This window comes from Quatrionicoccus australiensis, assembly GCF_020510525.1.
GTDB classification, from domain to species: Bacteria; Pseudomonadota; Gammaproteobacteria; order Burkholderiales; family Rhodocyclaceae; genus Azonexus; species Azonexus australiensis_B.
In genome coordinates, this window is sequence record NZ_CP075188.1 from 3,568,627 (window position 1) to 3,587,916 (window position 19,290).

Annotated in this window: 23 protein-coding genes; 9 read left to right on the forward strand and 14 right to left on the reverse strand. The window is 62.2% G+C overall.

Annotation, left to right across the window (positions count from 1 at the left end; all coding sequences use genetic code 11):
* Positions 1-26 precede the first annotated feature (26 nt).
* Both KI612_RS17020 and bioB read right to left on the reverse strand, forming a co-directional pair.
* Positions 27-902, reverse strand: a complete 876-nt coding sequence (locus KI612_RS17020; RefSeq protein ID WP_226441251.1) for a methyltransferase domain-containing protein — start codon at positions 900-902, stop codon at positions 27-29.
* Entirely contained in the window at positions 899-1,885 is a 987-nt protein-coding gene (gene bioB, locus KI612_RS17025; RefSeq protein WP_226441252.1) for a biotin synthase BioB, read from the reverse strand. The genes KI612_RS17020 and bioB overlap by 4 nt, the downstream gene beginning before the upstream one ends.
* An 83-nt stretch (positions 1,886-1,968) precedes the next feature.
* On the opposite strand from bioB, the gene KI612_RS17030 reads away from it, so the two are divergent.
* The gene (locus KI612_RS17030; RefSeq protein ID WP_226441253.1) at positions 1,969-2,700 is read left to right on the forward strand and encodes a ComF family protein; all 732 of its coding nucleotides are present in this window, start codon (positions 1,969-1,971) and stop codon (positions 2,698-2,700) included.
* Between the two features lie 39 nt (positions 2,701-2,739).
* The gene (locus tag KI612_RS17035) at positions 2,740-3,204 is read left to right on the forward strand and encodes a tRNA (cytidine(34)-2'-O)-methyltransferase (RefSeq protein ID WP_226441254.1); all 465 of its coding nucleotides are present in this window, start codon (positions 2,740-2,742) and stop codon (positions 3,202-3,204) included.
* Here KI612_RS17035 and KI612_RS17040 read toward each other — a convergent pair.
* From KI612_RS17040 to KI612_RS17065, 6 genes are read right to left on the reverse strand one after another with little or no spacing between them, the layout of a single operon-like run.
* On the reverse strand, positions 3,201-4,190 hold the full coding sequence (locus tag KI612_RS17040; protein ID WP_226441255.1) for an NAD(P)H-dependent glycerol-3-phosphate dehydrogenase: 990 nt from the start codon (positions 4,188-4,190) through the stop codon (positions 3,201-3,203). The genes KI612_RS17035 and KI612_RS17040 overlap by 4 nt on opposite strands.
* On the reverse strand, positions 4,187-4,630 hold the full coding sequence (locus KI612_RS17045) for an SH3 domain-containing protein (protein ID WP_226441256.1): 444 nt from the start codon (positions 4,628-4,630) through the stop codon (positions 4,187-4,189). Before KI612_RS17045 ends, KI612_RS17040 begins: the two co-directional genes overlap by 4 nt.
* A 3-nt stretch (positions 4,631-4,633) precedes the next feature.
* On the reverse strand, positions 4,634-5,095 hold the full coding sequence (secB, locus tag KI612_RS17050) for a protein-export chaperone SecB (RefSeq protein ID WP_226441257.1): 462 nt from the start codon (positions 5,093-5,095) through the stop codon (positions 4,634-4,636).
* Between the two features lie 27 nt (positions 5,096-5,122).
* Positions 5,123-5,389, reverse strand: a complete 267-nt coding sequence (gene grxC / locus KI612_RS17055) for a glutaredoxin 3 (protein WP_226441258.1) — start codon at positions 5,387-5,389, stop codon at positions 5,123-5,125.
* On the reverse strand, positions 5,386-5,817 hold the full coding sequence (locus KI612_RS17060) for a rhodanese-like domain-containing protein (RefSeq protein WP_226441259.1): 432 nt from the start codon (positions 5,815-5,817) through the stop codon (positions 5,386-5,388). The genes grxC and KI612_RS17060 overlap by 4 nt, the downstream gene beginning before the upstream one ends.
* Before the next feature lie 3 nt (positions 5,818-5,820).
* Positions 5,821-6,090, reverse strand: coding sequence for an ArsR/SmtB family transcription factor (locus KI612_RS17065; RefSeq protein ID WP_404817902.1), 270 nt, complete (start codon positions 6,088-6,090; stop codon positions 5,821-5,823).
* Between the two features lie 231 nt (positions 6,091-6,321).
* Here KI612_RS17065 and KI612_RS17070 point away from each other — a divergent pair, with 231 nt between their 5' ends.
* The 4 genes from KI612_RS17070 (at position 6,322) to KI612_RS17085 (ending at position 10,383) form a co-directional block, all read left to right on the forward strand.
* Complete coding sequence (locus tag KI612_RS17070) at positions 6,322-7,659, forward strand: murein hydrolase activator EnvC family protein (protein WP_226441261.1); 1,338 nt, start codon at positions 6,322-6,324, stop codon at positions 7,657-7,659.
* Entirely contained in the window at positions 7,656-9,074 is a 1,419-nt protein-coding gene (locus tag KI612_RS17075) for a S41 family peptidase (protein WP_226441262.1), read from the forward strand. Before KI612_RS17070 ends, KI612_RS17075 begins: the two co-directional genes overlap by 4 nt.
* 14 nt (positions 9,075-9,088) lie before the next feature.
* Entirely contained in the window at positions 9,089-9,493 is a 405-nt protein-coding gene (locus KI612_RS17080) for a hypothetical protein (protein WP_226441263.1), read from the forward strand.
* A gap of 62 nt (positions 9,494-9,555) precedes the next feature.
* Positions 9,556-10,383 (forward strand): HesA/MoeB/ThiF family protein, encoded by an 828-nt coding sequence (locus KI612_RS17085; protein ID WP_226441264.1) that lies wholly within the window; start codon positions 9,556-9,558, stop codon positions 10,381-10,383.
* Here the strand turns inward: KI612_RS17085 and ribD are convergent.
* From ribD to KI612_RS17105, 4 genes are all read right to left on the reverse strand, one after another.
* On the reverse strand, positions 10,298-11,386 hold the full coding sequence (ribD, locus tag KI612_RS17090) for a bifunctional diaminohydroxyphosphoribosylaminopyrimidine deaminase/5-amino-6-(5-phosphoribosylamino)uracil reductase RibD (RefSeq protein WP_226441265.1): 1,089 nt from the start codon (positions 11,384-11,386) through the stop codon (positions 10,298-10,300). The two genes, KI612_RS17085 and ribD, sit on opposite strands and share 86 nt — an antisense overlap.
* On the reverse strand, positions 11,383-11,847 hold the full coding sequence (nrdR, locus tag KI612_RS17095) for a transcriptional regulator NrdR (protein ID WP_226441266.1): 465 nt from the start codon (positions 11,845-11,847) through the stop codon (positions 11,383-11,385). The genes ribD and nrdR overlap by 4 nt, the downstream gene beginning before the upstream one ends.
* Positions 11,848-11,920: 73 nt before the next feature.
* Positions 11,921-13,171: a serine hydroxymethyltransferase gene (gene glyA, locus KI612_RS17100; RefSeq protein WP_226441267.1), complete on the reverse strand. Its 1,251-nt coding sequence runs from the start codon at positions 13,169-13,171 to the stop codon at positions 11,921-11,923.
* Between the two features lie 39 nt (positions 13,172-13,210).
* Positions 13,211-13,867 carry a histidine phosphatase family protein gene (locus KI612_RS17105; RefSeq protein WP_226441268.1) on the reverse strand — a complete coding sequence of 219 codons (657 nt, stop codon included), beginning with the start codon at positions 13,865-13,867 and terminating at the stop codon, positions 13,211-13,213.
* A gap of 101 nt (positions 13,868-13,968) precedes the next feature.
* Between KI612_RS17105 and KI612_RS17110 the strand changes: the two genes are divergently transcribed.
* From KI612_RS17110 to KI612_RS17120, 3 genes are all read left to right on the forward strand, one after another.
* Positions 13,969-14,562, forward strand: a complete 594-nt coding sequence (locus KI612_RS17110) for a TRAP transporter small permease subunit (RefSeq protein WP_226441269.1) — start codon at positions 13,969-13,971, stop codon at positions 14,560-14,562.
* A complete protein-coding gene (locus KI612_RS17115) occupies positions 14,559-16,037 on the forward strand; it encodes a TRAP transporter large permease (protein ID WP_226444283.1) in 1,479 nt (492 codons plus the stop codon). Before KI612_RS17110 ends, KI612_RS17115 begins: the two co-directional genes overlap by 4 nt.
* 192 nt (positions 16,038-16,229) lie before the next feature.
* On the forward strand, positions 16,230-16,694 hold the full coding sequence (locus KI612_RS17120) for a Dps family protein (protein ID WP_226441270.1): 465 nt from the start codon (positions 16,230-16,232) through the stop codon (positions 16,692-16,694).
* A 65-nt stretch (positions 16,695-16,759) separates the two neighbouring features.
* On the opposite strand, the gene KI612_RS17125 is transcribed toward KI612_RS17120, so the two are convergent.
* Complete coding sequence (locus KI612_RS17125) at positions 16,760-17,848, reverse strand: TRAP transporter substrate-binding protein (protein WP_226441271.1); 1,089 nt, start codon at positions 17,846-17,848, stop codon at positions 16,760-16,762.
* Between the two features lie 97 nt (positions 17,849-17,945).
* Positions 17,946-19,289: a metalloprotease PmbA gene (pmbA, locus tag KI612_RS17130; RefSeq protein ID WP_226441272.1), complete on the reverse strand. Its 1,344-nt coding sequence runs from the start codon at positions 19,287-19,289 to the stop codon at positions 17,946-17,948.
* Between the last annotated feature and the right edge of the window lies 1 nt (position 19,290).

Below are 19,290 nucleotides of genomic sequence, written 5' to 3' on the forward strand. Positions count from 1 at the left end.
CGGCAGCAACACCGGACAAGGCCAGACTACTTCTGGCGCGGCGTATCGAAACGGACGATGGCGCGCCCGTCGGCAGTCTGTTTTGCTTCGGCCTTCCAGGCATGGCCGTAGACCACTTCAAACGTCGCCGGCAACTTGCCGTCGCGGCGCAGCCCTTCATAAGCGGCGCGCGCCGCCGCCCAGGCCCGGCGCCCGCTCAGCCCGTGTCGACGTGCGACCATGGCACAGCCGGAACCGGCGGCACGCAGATCGGCAAACATCGCATCAAGATCGGCGTAAGTCAGGGTGATGACTTCCATGTCCATGACCGGATCGGCAAAACCGCAACCGACCAGCATGTCACCGAGATCGTGCATGTCGATGAAACGCTGGGTGTGGGCATAGCCGTCGGCAAAGGCCGTGCGCAGTTCCTTGAGCGAATCCGGACCGAGCGTCGAGAACATCAGCAGGCCGCCGACCTCGAGCACGCGATGCGCCTCGGCCAGCACCGGCAAGGGATCATCCAGCCAGTGCAGCAGCAGATTCGACCAGACCAGGGCGGTCGACCGTGTTTTCAGGGGCAATTTCGCCGCATCGGCAGCCAGGCGTTGCGGTCCGGCCGACTTGGCGAGACCGAGCCGGCGCAACCAGCCGGCCGGCGCCTGATCCTGCGCCAGCATGGCCGGCGCCAGATCGAGGCCGAGCAGTTCGGCCTGCGGGTAGCGTGCCGTCAGGCCGGCAAAACTGCCGCCGCGACTGCAACCGAGATCGAGAATGCGACCCGGCTCGAGCTTGACGTAATCAAGCCGCTCCTGCATGCGCCGATCCACCTCGCGGGCGAAAAAATCGCCTTGCGGGTAGCTGGCGGCGGCACGCGAGAAACGTCGACCGACCTGCTGCCGGTCGACGAAGGCAGCGCTCAAATCGCCTTGATGCCGAGACGGGCGAACAAGGCGTCGTCGCGATCGGCTTCCGGATTGCCGGTGGTGAGCAGGAAGTCGCCGTAGAACATCGAGTTGGCACCGGCCAGGAAGCACAGGGCCTGCAGCTCGTCGCTCATTTCCTGACGGCCAGCCGACAGGCGCACCCAGGATTTCGGCATGGTGATGCGGGCGGCGGCGATGGTGCGCACGAACTCGAAGGGATCGAGACGCGCGGTATCGGCCATCGGCGTGCCGGGAATCGGCACGAGGTTGTTGATCGGCACGGATTCCGGCGGCTGCGGCATGTTGGCGAGCTGGACGATCAGCGCAGCGCGGTTCTTGCGCGACTCGCCCATGCCGATGATGCCACCCGAACAGACATTGATGCCGGCGTCGCGCACCTGGTCGAGCGTATCGAGACGATCTTCCTGGGTATGCGTCTTGATGACCTGACCGTAGAACTCCTTGTCGGTATCGAGATTGTGGTTGTAATAGTCGAGGCCGGCTTCCTTGAGCTTTTCGGCCTGGCCTTCCTTGAGCATGCCGAGCGTGACGCAGGTCTGCATGCCGAGCGCCTTCACTTCGCGCACCATGTCGAGCACGCGATCGAGATCGTTGTCTTTCGGCCCCTTCCAGGCAGCACCCATGCAGAAACGCGAGGCGCCCTTGTCCTTGGCGGCCTGCGCGGCGGCGACCACCTGGTCGAGCGGCATCAGACGCTCGCGCTCGGTGTCGGTGTCGTAGCGGGCCGACTGCGAACAGTAGCTGCAATCCTCCGAGCAACCGCCGGTCTTGACCGAAAGCAGCGTCGAGCGTTGAATGGCGTTCGGATCGAAATTCTCGCGATGCACGCCCTGGGCGCGCCAGATCAAGTCCATCAACGGCAGGTCGTACAGCGCAAGCACCTCGGCGAGCGTCCAGGGAGGAACGGCTTCAGTCGGTGAAACAGCAGGAACGGCGGCGAGGGAGCTAGCTTGTTGCATGGAAGGCCTTGCGTGAAAAATGCGATAAAAATCAGATACGAAGCGTATCGGTAATTATGGATTATCGAAGACGCTGCTAGAGGATGTCAATTTTAACCCAGCCCCATTCGCTGCGACAGCTTGCCGGCCAGTTCCTCGACGAGCTGCTCCCGGCCAGTTGCCTGCTGTGCAGCGCCGACAGCGGCGGCAGCCTGCTCTGCCCGGCCTGCGCCGACGATCTGCCGCTGCTGCCGACGGCGCTCTGTCCGCAATGCAGCCTGCCGACCACCTTTGGCGAGCGCTGCGGCGCCTGCCTGCACGAGCCGCCGCACTTCGATGCCACATGCTCCCTTTTTCGCTATGATTTTCCGCTCGACCGTATCGTGCATGCGCTCAAGTACGGACACCAGCTAGCCGTCGCCGAGTGGCTGGGCGACACGCTGGCGGCGCGCCTGACCGGGCAAACATTCGAACTGATCGTGCCGCTGCCTCTGCATGCGCAACGCCTCGCCGAACGCGGCTTCAACCAGGCGGCGGAAATCGCCGCACACCTGGAAAAACACCTGAAAATACCGGTCGACCGCTACAACCTGCAGCGCACGCGCGCCACGCCGGCGCAGGCCGAATTGCCGCTCAAGGAACGCCACAAAAATGTGCGCGGCGCCTTCGAATGCCGCAGCGATTTCAGCGGCAGACACCTCCTGCTGCTCGACGACGTGATGACCAGCGGCGCCACCGCCAGCGAATGTGCCCGCGTCCTCAAGCTGCATGGCGCGGCAAGCGTCACTGTGGCCGTCGCAGCACGCGCCCTGAAACATTCGGCGCGCCATTCGTGATCTAATCCGCAACCCAGCCCAGCCAACGAAACCCGCAACGTGTTCGCCGTCGTCCTCTACCAGCCCGAGATCCCGCCCAACACGGGCAATATCATCCGCCTGTGCGCCAATACCGGCGCCGAACTGCATCTGGTCGAGCCGCTCGGCTTCGACATCACCGACAAGCATCTGCGCCGGGCCGGCCTCGATTATCACGAATACGCGCGCGTCGTCCGCCACCCGGACTGGACGGCGTGCAAGGCCGCACTGGCCGGACGCCGCCTGCTGGCGATGACGACCAAGGGCAGCAGCAACCTGTTTGCGCAGGTTCTGCAAAAGGATGATGTGTTTGTTTTTGGTCGCGAGACCAGCGGCCTGCCGCCGGAAGTGCTCGCCGAATTCGCGCCGGAAGCGCGTCTGCGCCTGCCCATGCAGGCCGGCCAGCGCAGCCTCAATCTGTCGAATGCGGCGGCGGTGACCGTATTCGAAGCCTGGCGCCAGGCCGGCTTCGCTGCAAGCTTTTAAGCGAGCTCTTCCTTCGGATCGCGCGCCATCAGCTGATCGACCGCCTGCGCCGCCGTCAAACGGCCATCCAGAACGGCAGCAACCGCGGCACTGATCGGCATCTCGACACCCAGCTTGCGCGCCAGCTGATCGACTTCGCGGGCGGTATAGACGCCCTCGGCAACGTGCCCGAGTTCTTCGAGAATCTGCGGCAGCGACTTGTTCTCGGCGAGCGCCAGACCAACCCGCCGATTGCGCGAAAGATCGCCGGTACAGGTCAGGATCAGGTCGCCCATGCCGGCCAGGCCCATGAAGGTGTCGCGCTGGGCGCCAAGCGCCAGGCCGAGACGGGCAATTTCGGCCAGGCCACGGGTAATCAGCGCGGCCCGTGTATTCAAGCCCAGACCGAGACCATCGCAGGCACCGGTCGCAATCGCCAGGACATTCTTGACGGCACCGCCGACTTCGACGCCAACCAGATCGTCGTTGGCGTAGATGCGCAGGCGCGTGGTGTGCAACTGGCGCGCCGCTTCGCGGGCAAAGGCCGGATTGTTGGCCGCCAGCGCCACGGCGGTCGGCTGACCTGTTGCGACTTCCTCGGCAAAACTCGGCCCGGACAAAGCGCCACAGACCACATTCTCGCCGAGCACTTCCATGACTACCTGATGCGGCAGCTTGCCGCTGCCCGCTTCAAAGCCCTTGCACACCCAGAGTATGGGTTGCGTCGAAGCCATCGCGTGCAGCAACTCGACGGTGGGCCGCAGGCCGGCAATCGGCGTCGCGATGACCAGCAGATCGGCGCCGCTGACCGCATCGGCAAAATCGATCGAGACCGCCACTGAAGGCGGCAATTTGTGACCGGGGAAGAAACGACGGTTTTCCCGGTTTTTCAACAGGTCGACCGCTACGTCCTCCTCGCGCGACCAAAGTGTCACATCATGCTTGCCGGCAAAGGCAATGGACAATGCGGTGCCCCAGGCACCGGCCCCCAACAGCGTTATTTTCATAGACCCCAGACCTGCGCCGAACGGATATAACCGGTCGCGCCATCGCGATGGCGCACCTTGGCCCAACCGGGCGAAGCAGTTTCGATGAACTCGACCGCGACCCATTTGTCGAGTTCGGCCACGACCGCCGACTCCGGCTTGTCGGATTGACGGATTTCCGCCTTCGGCGCCGTCACCACCAGCATCCGGCGTTCGCTGACCTGGCGTGACTCTATCCAGGCCAGCGTCCCTTCGGCATCGCGAACCTTGAGCCAGCCATCAAGACGCACCACCACCTCGACCGGCGTCTGCGCCTTGATCAGATAGAGCTTCTTGCCCTTTTGCGACGGGGCATCGTAAAGAATCGCCGCCGGCACATCGACCGAACGATAGTCGAGTGCCGCCGCCGTACCTGCGATACCGAGCAGGAAAAGGCTGGCCAGAGTCCGCCGGATGTTCATGATTTACTGCAGGGTGTTTTCGGTCGAAGCCGCGGCCTGGGCTTCCTGCAGGCGCTGCATGTACATGGCTTCGAAATTGACCGGCTGCAGCACGATGGGCTGGAAGCCGGCGCGCGTCACGGCATCGGAAATCGCTTCGCGGGCATACGGGAAGAGAATGTTCGGGCAAGCCACGGCAACCAGCGGCTCGACCTGCTCATCCGGCACATTGACGATGCGGAAGATGCCGGCCTGACCCACTTCGACCAGGAACACCGTCTTTTCGCCCAGGGTCGCCGTCACAGTCACCGTCAGCATGACTTCGAAAACACCTTCACCGACGCCACGGCCATTCGAATTGAGCTTGATCTCGACTTGCGGCGCATCGTGCTCAAGGAAGATTTCCGGTGCATTCGGCACTTCGATGGAAAGATCCTTGACGTAGAGTTTTTCGATACCGAAGATGGGCTGTTCGTTTTGTTCCATGATTCTCTTTCTGTAAGTTGATGGGTTTCAGGCGCCGGCTGCAAGCAGGGGCGTCAGTCCGCCCGCGGCATCCAGCGCGTAAAGATCGTCGCAGCCGCCGACATGGGTTTCACCAATGTAGATTTGCGGCACGGTGCGGCGCTTGGTGCGCTGCATCATTTCATCACGCCGCTCGGGATCGATATCGATGCGGACTTCCTCGATTGCGGTCACGCCACGCGCCGCCAGCAATTGCTTGGCACGCGTGCAGTAAGGGCAGACCGCCGTGGTGTACATCAGGACATGGGCGCTCATTTGTTGCGGCTGCCTTTCTTGATCGGATAACCGGCCCCGACCCAGGCATCGACGCCACCGGCCAGGCTGTGCGTGCGGGTGAAACCGAGCTTGGCCAGTTGGCCGCAGCCCTTGGCCGAGCGCATGCCGGCCGTGCAGCAAACGATCAGCGGCTTGTCCTTGTACTTCTCGATTTCGCTCACCCGGTCCGCCAGCTTGCTCAGGGGAAGATTGCGCGCATCCGGCAGATGGCCGGCAGCGAACTCATCGGCTTCGCGCACGTCGATCACGATCGCATCCTCGCGATTGATCAGCAGGGTTGCCGCGGCCGGATTGACCTCGTTGGCGGAAGACCCCATGAACATCGGCCAGACAAGGCCGACGCCGCTGATCACGATGATCGAGATGAGCAGGATGTTCTGGTTGATAAAGTCCATCGGAATCGGCATCTGTTAATTCTCCACACCACAAAAAACTTCGCGCATCATTCCGACGAGCTGCAGGGTGCGCTGGTCGCCCACCCGATAAAAAACACGATTGGCATCCTTGCGCGTCAGCAAAACGCCCTTCTCGCGCAAAATAGCCAGATGCTGCGAAATGTTGCTTTGCGAGGTACCGACCGCATCGACGATTTCCTGAACGCAGGCTTCCTGGTCGCCAACCACGCAAAGGATCTTCAGGCGGAGCGGATGGGCAATGGCCTTGAGGGCGCGCGCTGCCATCTCGATATGCTCCTGCTTTTCGATCAGGTTGAAGCTTGGCTTGTCCAAAATAATAAAACCTCGTTGTCGGCTAATGGGCCATTATAAAATAATGGTCTGCGTTTCGCCGACCTTAATCAGCCCCGAGAATCCGTGCCCGCCATTTCGCCCCATGCTTTCCGTCAGGGTTCCCAACCCGGGCCATCCGCCAGGCCGGCACTGCGCCGGAAGTACGGTGCGCTGCTGGCAAGCTTGCTGATTACGCTCTGCCAGGTTGCCGCACCGGTCGACGCCCGGGAAAACACGAAAAAGAAAGCGGAGGCCAGCTCATCTCCGCCGGAAATCGCCGAAAAGCAGGCTGACCTCGGCGAATTGCGCAGCCGCATTGAAGGCCTGCGCAAGGACCTGAACAGCAGCGAGGAAAGCAAGGCCGATGCGGCCGACCGCCTGCACGAATCGGAACGCAAGATATCCCGCCTGCAGCGCGAACTGCTCGAATTGTCGGAGCAACGCGGTCAACTCGAAAAAAAGCTGAAAAATCTCGAACAACAGTCGCAGGAACTGGGCAGCACGCTCGGCCAGCAGCAGTCGCAACTGGAAAAGCTGCTTTACAAGCAGTATCTGCGCGGCACGCCCGACTCGCTGCAACTGCTGCTCAACGGCAACGACCCGAACCAGATGGCGCGCGACCTGCACTATCTGTCTGCCATCGCCCTGTCCCGCGCCGAACTGATGGGCGAGATCAACGCCACGCTGGATCGCAAGAAGGCGCTGGCCGCCGACGCCAAGGAACGCGCCGACGAACTGCAGGAAGTCGCCGCCCAGCAGCAGCAACGCCACGCCGAATTGCAGAAGCAGCGCGAAGAACACCAGAAGCTGTACGCCCAGATTTCCGACAAGGTCAAAGCGCAGCGCAAGGAAATCGGCAACCTGCAGCAAAACGAAAAGCGCCTGACCCAGCTGATCGACCGCCTATCGACCATCCTTGCCAAGCAGGCCGCGGCAGCGGCCAAGGCAGCAGCGGCCGCACGTGCCGCGGAAGCCGCCCGCCAGGCAGAAGCGGCTAAGCAAAAGAACAGCAAACCGGCGAACAATGAATCGCGCGAAAACTCACGCCCGCCGCCTGTAACCGAACCGCCCCGCCCGCGAACCGCCGAAGCCGAGAACCGCTACGAACCGGTCGCCAGTGACGGCAGCTTTGCGCGTCAGCGCGGCAACCTGCGCCTGCCAGTGCGCGGCTCGGTGCTCGGCCGCTTCGGCTCGCCACGCGAAGGCGGCGGCACCTGGCGCGGCCTGTTCATCAAGGCAGGCAATGGCAGCGAAGTCAAGGCGGTAGCCGGCGGCAAAGTCGTCTTTGCCGACTGGATGCGCGGTTTTGGCAATCTCCTGATCGTCGACCACGGCGACGCCTATCTGTCGATCTACGGCAACAACGATTCCCTGCTCAAACAGGTCGGCCAGGCCGTCAAGGGTGGGGAAACTTTGGCCACCGTGGGCAATAGCGGGGGCAATCCGGAATCCGGTTTATACTTTGAGCTCCGCCACCAGGGGCAACCGATCGACCCGATGAAATGGTCCAGTTTGAAATGAGCAAAACAAAAACTATCAGCTTGGCATTAGGCGGCTTCGTCGCCGGCGCACTCATCAGCCTGCACATCCCGGCCCTGGCCGAGAAGGATGTCAAGGCAGGCTTGCCGATCGAGGAGTTGCGCACCTTTGCCGAGGTCTATAGCGCCATCAAGCAGGGCTATGTCGAGCCGGTCGAAGACAAGAAAATGATCGCCAACGCGATCTCCGGCATGCTCTCCAATCTCGACCCGCATTCGTCCTACCTCGACGCCGATGCCTTCAAGGACCTGCAGGTCGGCACCCAGGGCGAGTTCGGCGGCCTGGGCATCGAAGTCGGCATGGAAGAAGGCCTGGTCAAGGTCGTTTCGCCGATCGAGGATACGCCGGCCTACCGCGCCGGTCTGAAGGCAGGCGACCTGATCTTCAAGCTCGACGACGCCCCGGTCAAGGGCCTGACCCTCTCCGATGCGGTCAAGAAAATGCGCGGCAAGCCGAAGACGCCGATCAAGCTGTCGATCATCCGCAAGGGCGAAAACAAGCCGATTGAAGTGACCCTGATCCGCGAAGTGATCAAGGTGCAGAGCGTCAAATCCAAGTTGGTCGATGGCTACGGCTGGATCCGCATCACCCAGTTCCAGGAAAACACCGTCGCCGAAGTCGCCAAGGCGGCCGCCAATCTGTACAAGGACGGCAACAAGGTAAATGGCCTCGTGCTCGACCTGCGTAACGATCCGGGCGGCCTGCTCAACAGCGCGATCGGCGTTTCCGCCGCCTTCCTGCCGCCGGATGCCAAGGTCGTCTCGACCGATGGCCGCACCGCGGATGCCAAACAGGAGTTCCGTGCCCGCGCCCAGGATTACCTGCGCGGCAGCAAGGAAGACCCGCTCAAGGGCCTGCCGGTCGACATCAAGAAGGTCGCCATGGTCGTTCTGGTCAATGGCGGCTCTGCCTCGGCTTCCGAAATCGTTGCCGGCGCGTTGCAGGATCACAAGCGGGCGATCATCCTCGGCACCCAGACCTTCGGCAAGGGCTCGGTGCAGTCTGTCCTGCCGCTGCCCGGCAACACCGCGATCAAGCTGACCACGGCCCGTTACTACACGCCGGACGGCCGCTCGATCCAGGCCAAGGGTATTGTTCCCGACATCGTTGTCGAAGAAACGGCCAATGGCAGCAGCGGCATGCAAATCCGCGAAGCCGACCTCGACCGCCACCTGATCAACGACAAGGAAAAGGAAGCCGCCAAGGAGGCTGCCAAGCAGGAAAGCAAGGCTCAGCCGGCCAAGACACAGGGCAAATCCGGCAAGGACAAGAAGGACGAAAACGACGAAGAAGCGCCGGTCCGCATGGAGTACGCCAGCAAGAGCGACTACCAGTTCCAGCAGGCGGTCAATCTTCTCAAGGGCCTGCAGATCATGCAGAATAAGGCGAAGGAATAGCCCGTCCGGGAGGCATGATGACTTCTACCGATCTGAAGAAACATCGCGAAATCCTTTTCTCGAAATTTCCGCCGGGCCAGGTGCCGGAGGCCGCCGACGACCTGAAGCGACTGGAAGAGGTGGAAGTGGCCGCGCGCACCGAGAAACGCGCGGTCGGAGTCACTTACGAGCTGCAGCAGCACACCCTCGAGGAACTCGAAGGTCACCTCGAGGACAAGGGCTACCACCTCGACAACACACTGATGAGCAAGCTGACGCGCGCCCTGATCCATTACGTCGAGGACACCCAGTTGCACAACCTTGGCGCCCCGGAAAAACGCCTCAAACGCTCGGCCGACGAAGCCTACGTCAAGGCCTGGGAACACCGTCCACACGGCGACCATGACGACACACCGCCAGAGTGGCGGGAATACAAGTAGCACACAGGATCGAGGATCGAGCTGTCAGCAAAACCTCTCGATCCTGACGACTCGATCCTGAAATGACCGACGACCAACTCCTCCGTTACAGCCGCCACATCCTGCTCGACGCCATCGGCATCGAGGGGCAGGAACGTATTCTTGCCACGCATGCGCTGATCATCGGCGCTGGCGGCCTCGGTTCGCCGGTCGCACTCTACCTGGCATCAGCCGGAATCGGCAAAATCACGCTGGTTGATGACGACACGGTCGATTTCACCAACCTGCAGCGCCAGATCCTGCACGTCCAGTCCCGCGTTGGCATCGCCAAGGCGGAATCCGGCAAACAGGCACTCGCCGCGATCAACCCGACGGTCGACGTCGTCCCAGTGCAAAAAAGGCTGGCCGGCGCCGAGCTCGATGCACTGGTCGCAACGGCCAACATCGTGCTCGACTGCACCGACAACTTCTCCACCCGGCACGCCATCAACCGCGCCTGCGTGCATCACAGGAAGCCGCTGGTATCCGGTGCCGCGATCCGCTTCGACGGCCAGATCAGCGTTTACGACCAGCGCCGCGACGACGCGCCGTGTTACCACTGCCTGTTTCCCGAAGCCGAGGATGTCGAGGAAGTGCGTTGCGCGGTGATGGGGGTGCTGGCGCCGCTGACCGGCATCATCGGCAGCATGCAGGCGACCGAGGCCTTGAAGCTGGCGGCCGGTATCGGTCAGTCGCTGAGCGGGCGACTGTTGCTGCTCGATGCACTGGATATGGAATGGCGCAGCGTCAAATTCCGGAAAGATCCGGACTGTGCGGTATGCGGCCCTAACGGGGACGCGCGAGCAGGCGAATATCTTCGCCGAGCTGACGTAGATCGCGAATCTGCAACTGCTGCTTGCCGGCTAGCGTAGTCAGTGCCGGCAGGTTGAACAGGCCGCTCGCATCGTGGCCGATCAGGCAGGGCGCCAGGTAGAGCAGCAACTCGTCGACCAGACCTTCGCGCAGCAATGAACCATTGAGCTTGAAACCGGCCTCGGCATGCACTTCGTTGATGCCGCGCCGACCCAATTCTTCGAGCAAATCCTTGAGTTCAACTTTGCCGGCGGCGTTGGGCAGAATCACGACTTCCGCACCGGTCGACCGCAGCAAATCGGCCTTTTTCAGGTCGTCGACCGCCGCCGCGACCAGGACTGGCCCGCCTAGCAGAATCCTCGCCGTGAGCGGCGTTTCCAGCCGGCTGTCGACGATCACGCGCAACGGCTGGCGTGACGTCGGCAGGTCGCGCACATTGAGTTGCGGATCGTCGTCGCGCACCGTGCCGATGCCGGTCAGCACGGCGCAGGCCCGCGCCCGCCAGCGCTGGCCGTCAAGGCGCGCCTGCGGCCCGGTGATCCACTGGCTGACGCCGTTGTTGAGCGCCGTCTTGCCGTCCAGGCTGGCCGCCGCCTTGAGGCGCAACCAGGGCCGGCCGCGCGTCATGCGCGAGACGAAACCGATGTTCAGTTCGCGCGCCTCGTTTTCCAGCAAACCGCTGGCGGTTGCGATACCCGCAGCCTCAAGCAGGGCCAGCCCTTTGCCGGCAACCAGCGGATTGGGGTCGGTCATCGCCGCGACAACGCGCGCGACACCGGCCTTGATCAAGGCTTCGGCACAGGGCGGCGTGCGCCCGTAATGACTGCACGGCTCAAGCGTGACGTAAGCCGTCGCCCCCTTGGCCTTTTCCCCCGCCTGGCGCAGGGCATGCACCTCGGCATGCGGCTCGCCGGCCTTCTCGTGCCAGCCTTCACCGACGATTTCGCCATCGCGGACCAGCACGCAGCCGACGCGCGGATTGGGCGAAGTCGTCCACAGGCCGCGCTCGGCCAGTTGCAGGGCGCGCGCCATCATGCCGTGGTCGACGGCGGCAAAACTCATTTTTTCTTCTGGGAAGGCGAGACTTCGCGGATGGCGCGGGAAAACGCATCCACGTCTTCAAAATTGCGATAGACCGAGGCAAAGCGGATGTAAGCGACCTTGTCGAGCTTCTTCAGCTCGCGCATGACGAACTCGCCCAACTGTTGCGTCGACACTTCCCGCTCACCGGCGGAAAGCAGCATTTCCTCGATATCGGCGACCGCGGTATCGACCGACTCGATCGACACCGGCCGCTTGCGCAGCGCCAGTTCGAGACTGGCGCGCAGCTTGGCACGACTGAACTCGGTGCGCAGGCCGTTCTTCTTGACCACCTGCGGCAACTGGATTTCGGCCCGTTCATAGGTCGTGAACCGCTTGTCGCAGGCATTGCACTTCCTGCGGCGCCGCACGACATCGCCGTCATCGTTGAGACGGGTATCGGCAACCGCCGTATCTTCAGCACCGCAGAAAGGGCATTTCATGGATAGGATCCAGGATCGAGTTATCAGGATCGAGTGTTCTTGCTAACAGCTCGATCCCAAATCCTCGATCCAATCAGGCGCCGTACACCGGGAACTTCCTGCACAGCTCGGAAACCTTGGCACGCACGGTGGCGGCAACGGCCTCGTCGTTCGGTGCATCGAGAACGTCGGCGATCAGGTGGGCGATGGTCTCGGCTTCGATTTCACGGAAACCGCGCGTCGTCATGGCCGGCGAACCGATGCGGATGCCCGAGGTGACGAAGGGCTTCTGCGGGTCGTTCGGGATGCCGTTCTTGTTGACCGTGATGTGGGCACGGCCGAGTGCGGCTTCGGCTTCCTTGCCGGTGATGTTCTTGGCACGCAGGTCGAGCAGGAAGACGTGGCTCTCGGTACGACCGGAAACGACGCGCAGGCCGCGCTCTTCACCCAGCACGCGGGCCATGACGCGGGCGTTGTTGATGACCTGTTCCTGGTAGTTCTTGAATTCCGGCGTTGCGGCTTCCTTGAAGGCAACGGCCTTGGCCGCGATGACGTGCTCCAGCGGTCCACCTTGCAAACCCGGGAAAATTGCCGAATTGATGGCCTTTTCGTGCTCGGCCTTCATCAGCACCACGCCACCGCGCGGGCCGCGCAGGGTCTTGTGCGTGGTCGTGGTGACGACATCGGCGAAAGGCACCGGGTTCGGGTAGAAGCCGGCAGCGATCAGGCCGGCGTAGTGGGCCATGTCGACCCAGAAAATGGCGCCGACTTCCTTGGCGACCTTGGCGAAGCGTTCCCAGTCGATGCGCAGCGAATAGGCCGAGGCACCGGCCACGATCAGACGCGGCTTGTGTTCGCGGGCGAGGGCTTCCATCTTGTCGTAGTCGATGGCTTCGTTGGCATCGAGGCCGTAGGAAACGACGTTGAACCACTTGCCGGACATGTTGAGCGGCATGCCGTGGGTCAGGTGACCGCCTTCGGCCAGGCTCATGCCCATGATGGTGTCGCCGGGCTTGCAGAAAGCCATCAGCACGGCCTGGTTGGCCTGCGAGCCGGAGTTCGGCTGGACGTTGGCGGCATCGGCACCGAACAGCGCCTTCAGGCGATCGATGGCGATCTGCTCGGTCACGTCAACGTGTTCGCAGCCACCGTAGTAGCGCTTGCCCGGATAGCCTTCGGCATACTTGTTGGTGAGCTGGGAGCCCTGGGCTTCCATGACTGCGTTGCTCACGTAGTTTTCGGACGCGATCAGTTCGATGTGGTCTTCCTGACGCTGGACTTCGGCCTGCATGGCCTGCCAGAGTTCAGGGTCAACTTTTGCCAGGGTGTCTTTCGCGGAAAACATGGGGAATGCCTCAAGCCATTGAAAAGGGCGTGAATTTTATCACGCCGGAAGCTCATCAAGGGCGCCTGGCGCCAGATGATCGGTTTCGGCCCAGCTTTCGATGTGCCAGCGGCCGTCGACCGTTGCGATCCAGTTGAGGCCGGCATTCGGGATCAGGAAATCGCGCTGCATCTCGAGGCTGTTGCCGCGCACGAAGCGGTTGATGATGTCGAGCACGCCGCCATGCAGCACGACCGCCACCGTCTGGCCGGCATGTGCCGCGGCAATTGTCTGCAGCTTACCGGTGACGCGCGCGAACATCACTTGCAGGCTCTCGCCGTTTTCGAAGGCGTAGTCGGCATTGCGCCCTTCAAATGCGGCGTAACCGTCGGGAAACTTCTGCTGCGCCTCGGCGTAGGTCAGGCCTTCGAACACGCCATAACGCCGTTCGCGCATCTCCGGCGCAGCGTGCGGCACCAGACCGAGAGCCGAACCTATCGCCTGCGCCGTCGTCCAGGCACGCTTGAGATCGCTGCTGTAAAGGGCGACAATGCCGGTCCCCTGCAGCCAGCGACCGGCCGCCTCGGCCTGGCGCACGCCATTTTCGTTGAGCCCGATATCGATCTGCCCCTGGATGCGGCGCTCGGCATTCCATTCGGTCTCGCCGTGTCGCACCAGGCAGATGCGGGTCGGCTGGCTTGTAGGGATTTCCACCATGGTTGCTGCGCACCCTTCGCTGTAAATTTGGCCCAATGGGATTTCCATCAACCCCGGACACTTCAGAAGCCGGGAATTTTATCAACCGAGGAGGACTTTTCGTGACCCTTCTGCTCAAGCTCTCGCAGCTGATCGACTGGCTCAACGAGCGGGTCGGCAAAGCAGCGTTCTGGCTGGTACTGCTGATGACCATCTTCAGCGCCGGCAATGCCACCGTCCGTTTCATCTTCAACTACAGTTCCAACGGCCTGCTGGAAATCCAGTGGTACCTGTTTGCCGCTGTCTTCATCCTGTGTTCGCCCTATACCCTGCAAAAGAACGAGCACGTCCGCATCGACGTGCTGGCCGGCAAATTGTCGCCCAAGGGCCAGGCCGTGATCGACATCATCGGCACCCTGTTCTTCCTGCTGCCCATGGTCATCGTCGTGCTCTGGCTGTCGCTGCCCCTGGTCGCTGAATCCTACAGGATCAACGAAATGTCCTCCAATGCCGGCGGCCTGATTCGCTGGCCGGTCAAGGTGCTGCTGCCGATCGGCTTCACGCTGCTCGCCCTGCAGGGCATTTCCGAACTGATCAAGCGCATCGCCTTCCTGGCCGGCCTGATCGAAGACCCGAACAACAAGGCAAAGGGTCCGACCCCCGAAGAAGAACTGGCTGCCGCCATTGCCGCCGCCAATGCCAAGGAGGCCAAATAATGGAATGGATTATCGGCAACATGGCGCCACTGATGTTCGGCGCCCTCGTCCTCTTCCTGCTTTTCGGCTACCCGGTCGCCTTCGCGCTGGCCGCCAACGGCATCGTCTTCGGCCTGCTCGGCATCGAACTGGGCCTGCTCCAGCCGGCGCTGTTCCAGGCGCTGCCGGAGCGCATCTTCGGCATCATGGCCAATGACACGCTGCTCGCCATCCCCTTCTTCACCTTCATGGGGCTGGTTCTGGAGCGATCCGGCATGGCGGAAGACCTGCTCGACACGATCGGCCAGCTGTTCGGTCCGATGCGTGGCGGCCTGGCCTACGCGGTGATTTTCGTCGGCGCGCTGCTCGCCGCGACGACCGGCGTGGTTGCCGCTTCGGTGATCTCGATGGGCCTGATCTCGCTGCCCATCATGCTGCGCTACGGTTACGACAAGCGTCTCGCTTCCGGCGTCATCGCCGCCTCCGGCACGCTGGCCCAGATCATTCCGCCGTCACTGGTCCTGATCATCATGGCCGACCAGCTCGGCAAGTCGGTTGGCGACATGTACGAAGGCGCCATGATCCCCGGCCTCATCCTGACCGGTCTCTATGTCGGTTACGTTGCGATTCTCACCGTCATCAAGCCGAATGCTGCCCCGGCCCTGCCGCCGGAAGCCCGCAGCCTGCGTGGCGCCAAGCTGCTGCTGCGCGTATTGACGACGCTGGTGCCGCCGCTGGTCCTGATCTTCCTGGTCCTCGGCACCATCTTCCTCGGCATCGCGACGCCGACCGAAGGCGGCGCCATGGGTGCTGCCGGCGCACTGATCCTCGCTGTCGCCCGCAAGCGCCTGTCCTGGAAGCTGCTCAAGCAAGCCATGGAAACCACCGGCAAGCTGTCTTCCTTCGTGGTCTTCATCCTGGTCGGCTCGACGGTCTTCGGTCTGGTCTTCCGCGCGGTCAATGGCGACCTCTGGGTCGAGCACCTGCTGCTTTCGCTGCCCGGCGGCCAGCTCGGCTTCCTGATCGTGGTCAACATCCTGGTCTTCCTGCTTGCCTTCTTCCTCGACTTCTTCGAACTGTCCTTCATCATCGTGCCGCTGCTCGCACCGGTGGCGGACAAGCTGGGCATCGACCTGATCTGGTTCGGCGTGCTGCTCGGGGTGAACATGCAGACTTCCTTCATGCATCCGCCCTTCGGCTTCGCGCTGTTCTACCTGCGCTCGGTGGCCCCTGCCTCGATCAAGACGACGGATATCTACTGGGGCGCCATTCCCTTCGTCTGCATCCAGATCCTGATGGTGGCGATCATCATCATCTTCCCGGGCGTGGTCAGCTATGGCGACGAGGCGCAGCGCGAAGCGGCCCGTCTCGAACGCAGCGGCGAAGGTCCTGCCCCGATCGACCTGAACACCCTGATGCAGGACGATGCCAACGAAGGCTCGAAGCAACAGGACCCGAGTGCCGACCTGCTGAAGAACCTGCAGGGCGAGAAATAAGCAGCACCATCCTTATCGACAGCAAAAAGGCGGGGTTTCGACCCCGCCTTTTTTATTTATAGTGCCCACCTATCCGCCGGATAAGCACAAATGATTGGCTGCGCAGGACATCTGGCGGCAAAATGGCTTCAACGTCTCAAGCGGCAAGCCAGGGTGGCAGGCCGTTTTCCTACAACCAGAAGGGAGTGCATCATGGATATCGGTATCAGCAAGAAAGATCGCGAAAAAATCGCCGACGGGCTGTCTCACCTGCTCGCCGACTCGTACACCCTGTACCTGAAGACCCACAACTTTCACTGGAACGTCACCGGCCCGATGTTCAACACGCTGCACGTGATGTTCATGGGGCAATACACCGAACTGTGGAATGCGCTCGACCTGATCGCCGAACGCATCCGCGCCCTCGGCTTTCCGGCCCCCGGCACCTACAAGGAATTCGTCGCGCTGACCGTGATCAAGGAAAGCGAAGGCGTGCCGAATGCGACGGAAATGCTCAAGCAGCTGCTCGCCGGCCAGGAAGCCGTGACCAAGACGGCACGCAGCATCTTCCCGCTGGTCGACAAGGCCGGCGACGAGCCGACCGCCGACCTGCTGACCCAGCGCATGCAGATCCATGAAAAGAATGCCTGGATGTTGCGCAGCATGCTCGAAAGCTGAGCCGGAAATCCTGGCCAAAAAAAACCCGCGAAATTCGCGGGTTTTTTGTTGTCGACCGGTACGGCTTACTTGTGCGACTGCAGGAAGGAATCCATGCGGTGCTCGGCAACGCTGAACCAGGCGTTCTGCGTCTTGCGATACTTTTCGTACTCGGTGTACACCTTCTTGAAGGCCGGATTCTTCGCCGACTCATCGGAGTACAGTTGCTGCGCGGCCTTGTAAGCGGCTTCGAGGATCTCGTCCGAGTACTTCTGCAGCTTGACGCCGCTTTGCAGCAGCTTGGACAGGGCGATCGGGTTCTTGTGGTCGTACTCGGCCAGCATCGTGACATTGGCTTCGTAGGCGGCCGCCTGGAAGGCTTCCTGGTATTCCTTCGGCAGCTTGGCCCATTCGGCCTTGTTCACGAAGAAATGGATGGTCGGGCCCGGTTCCCACCAACCCGGGTAGTAGTAGTTCTTGGCAACCTTGTAGAAGCCGAGCTTTTCGTCATCGAAGGGGCCGACCCATTCGGCGGCATCGATAGTGCCCTTTTCCAGCGCCGGGTAGATGTCGCCACCGGCGATCTGTTGCGGCACGACGCCAAGCGCCGAGAAAACATTGCCACCGAGACCGGCGATGCGCATCTTCAGGCCGTCGAGGTCTTTCAGGGTCTTCACTTCCTTGCGGAACCAGCCGCCCATCTGGGTACCGGTGTTGCCGCCGGCGAAAGACAGGACGTTGTAGTTCGAATAGAAATCGTCAAGCACCTTCTGGCCGCCACCGTAGTAGATCCAGGCATTCATCTGGCGGGCATTCATGCCGAACGGCACCGAGGTACCGAAGCCGAAGGTCTTGTCCTTGCCGACATAGTAGTAGGAACAGGTGTGGCAGACTTCGACGGTACCTTGCTGCACGGCATCCAGGGCCTGCAGGCCGGGGACGATTTCGCCGCCGGCGAAGACGCGGATATCGAACTTGCCGTTGGTGATTGCACGCACGCGGTTGGCCAGCACTTCGGCGCCACCGTAAATGGTGTCAAGGCTCTTCGGGAAGCTGGAAGTCAGGCGCCATTTGACGGTCGGCGAGGACTGGGCGATGGCCGGGGCGGCGATGGTCGCTGCAGCGCCGGCAGCGGCGCCGACGGAAGCTTTTTTCAGAAAGTCACGACGTTGCATATTGTCTCCTTCGTGTTAGTTGGGTACATCAGGCAGTCTAGCGATTCAATTCTAATCAAAGCGGCAACTTTGGCGAGTTGCGGAAAACCCTTATAACTTATTCACCCGCAACCGTCATGCGATCGATCAGGATGGAACCCGTCTGCTTGGAGCCGCGCACCACCACATCGTTCCCGACCGCAACGATGCCGGCCAGCATGGCCTTGAGATTGCCTGCAATGGTGATTTCCTCGACCGGGTAGGCGATCTTGCCATTCTCCACCCAGTAGCCGGCGGCACCGCGCGAGTAGTCGCCGGTGACGTAATTGATGCCGTGCCCGAGCAGTTCGGTGACCAGCAGGCCGCGCCCCATTCTGGCGAGCAGGCCGTCCAGGTCGAGTTCGCCGGGCTGGATGATCAGATTGTGGCTGCCGCCGGCATTGGCCGTGGTCGGCATGCCCAGCTTGCGGCCGGTATAGGTACTGAGGAAATAGCCCTGCAGGATGCCGCCGGTCACGATGTCGCGATCGCGCGTTGCGACGCCGTCGCTGTCAAAGGAGCCGGAACCGAGACCGCGCAGGATGTGCGGCCGTTCGCAGATATTGACGAAGTCCGGCATCACCCGCTTGCCGAGATGATCGAGCAGGAAGGACGACTTGCGGTACAGCGCCCCACCGCTGACGGCATGCACCAGGCTGCCGAGCAGGCCGCCGGCAAGCGGCGCTTCGAAGAGCACCGGGAATTCGCCGGTCTTGACCTTGCGCCCACCAAGACGCGCCACCGCGCGCTCGGCGGCAATCCGGCCGACGCTGGCGGCGTCGTCGAGTTCAGCCGCACAACGGCGCGTCGTGTACCAGTCGTCGCGCTGCATGGCGTCCTGCTCACCGGCTATCACCGAGCAGGAAATGTAGTGGCGCGAGGTCGGATAACCGCCCATGAAGCCGAGGCTGTTGGCCGAAACGAAATGCGCCTGCTGCGTTGACACCGAGGCGCCTTCGGAATTGCTGACCAGCGGACTGGCGGCAAACGCTGCCTGTTCGCAACGACGGGCCGTCTCGATCGCATCCTCAACGGTCAACGCCCAGGGATGGAACAAATCCAGATCAGGGCAATCCTTGGCCATCAAGGCCGCATCGGCCAAGCCGGCACAGTCGTCTTCGGCGGTGAAGCGGGCGATGTTGAGCGCCGCCTCGACCGTTTCGCGCAAAGCCTGCGGCGAGAAGTCGGAGGTACTGGCGTAACCCTTGCGCTGACCGGAATAGACGGAAATACCGATGCCCTTGTCGCGGTTGAATTCGATGGTTTCGACCTCGTCGCAACGCACCCCGACCGACTGGCCGAAACCTTCCGAGACATCGACCTCACAGGCGGTCGCCCCCTTTTCCCGGGCATGTTTGAGCACATCCTCGGCCAGTTGCTGCAAGGTCGAAAAAGCGTAGGAAAAGCTGGCGACTTCAGGCATG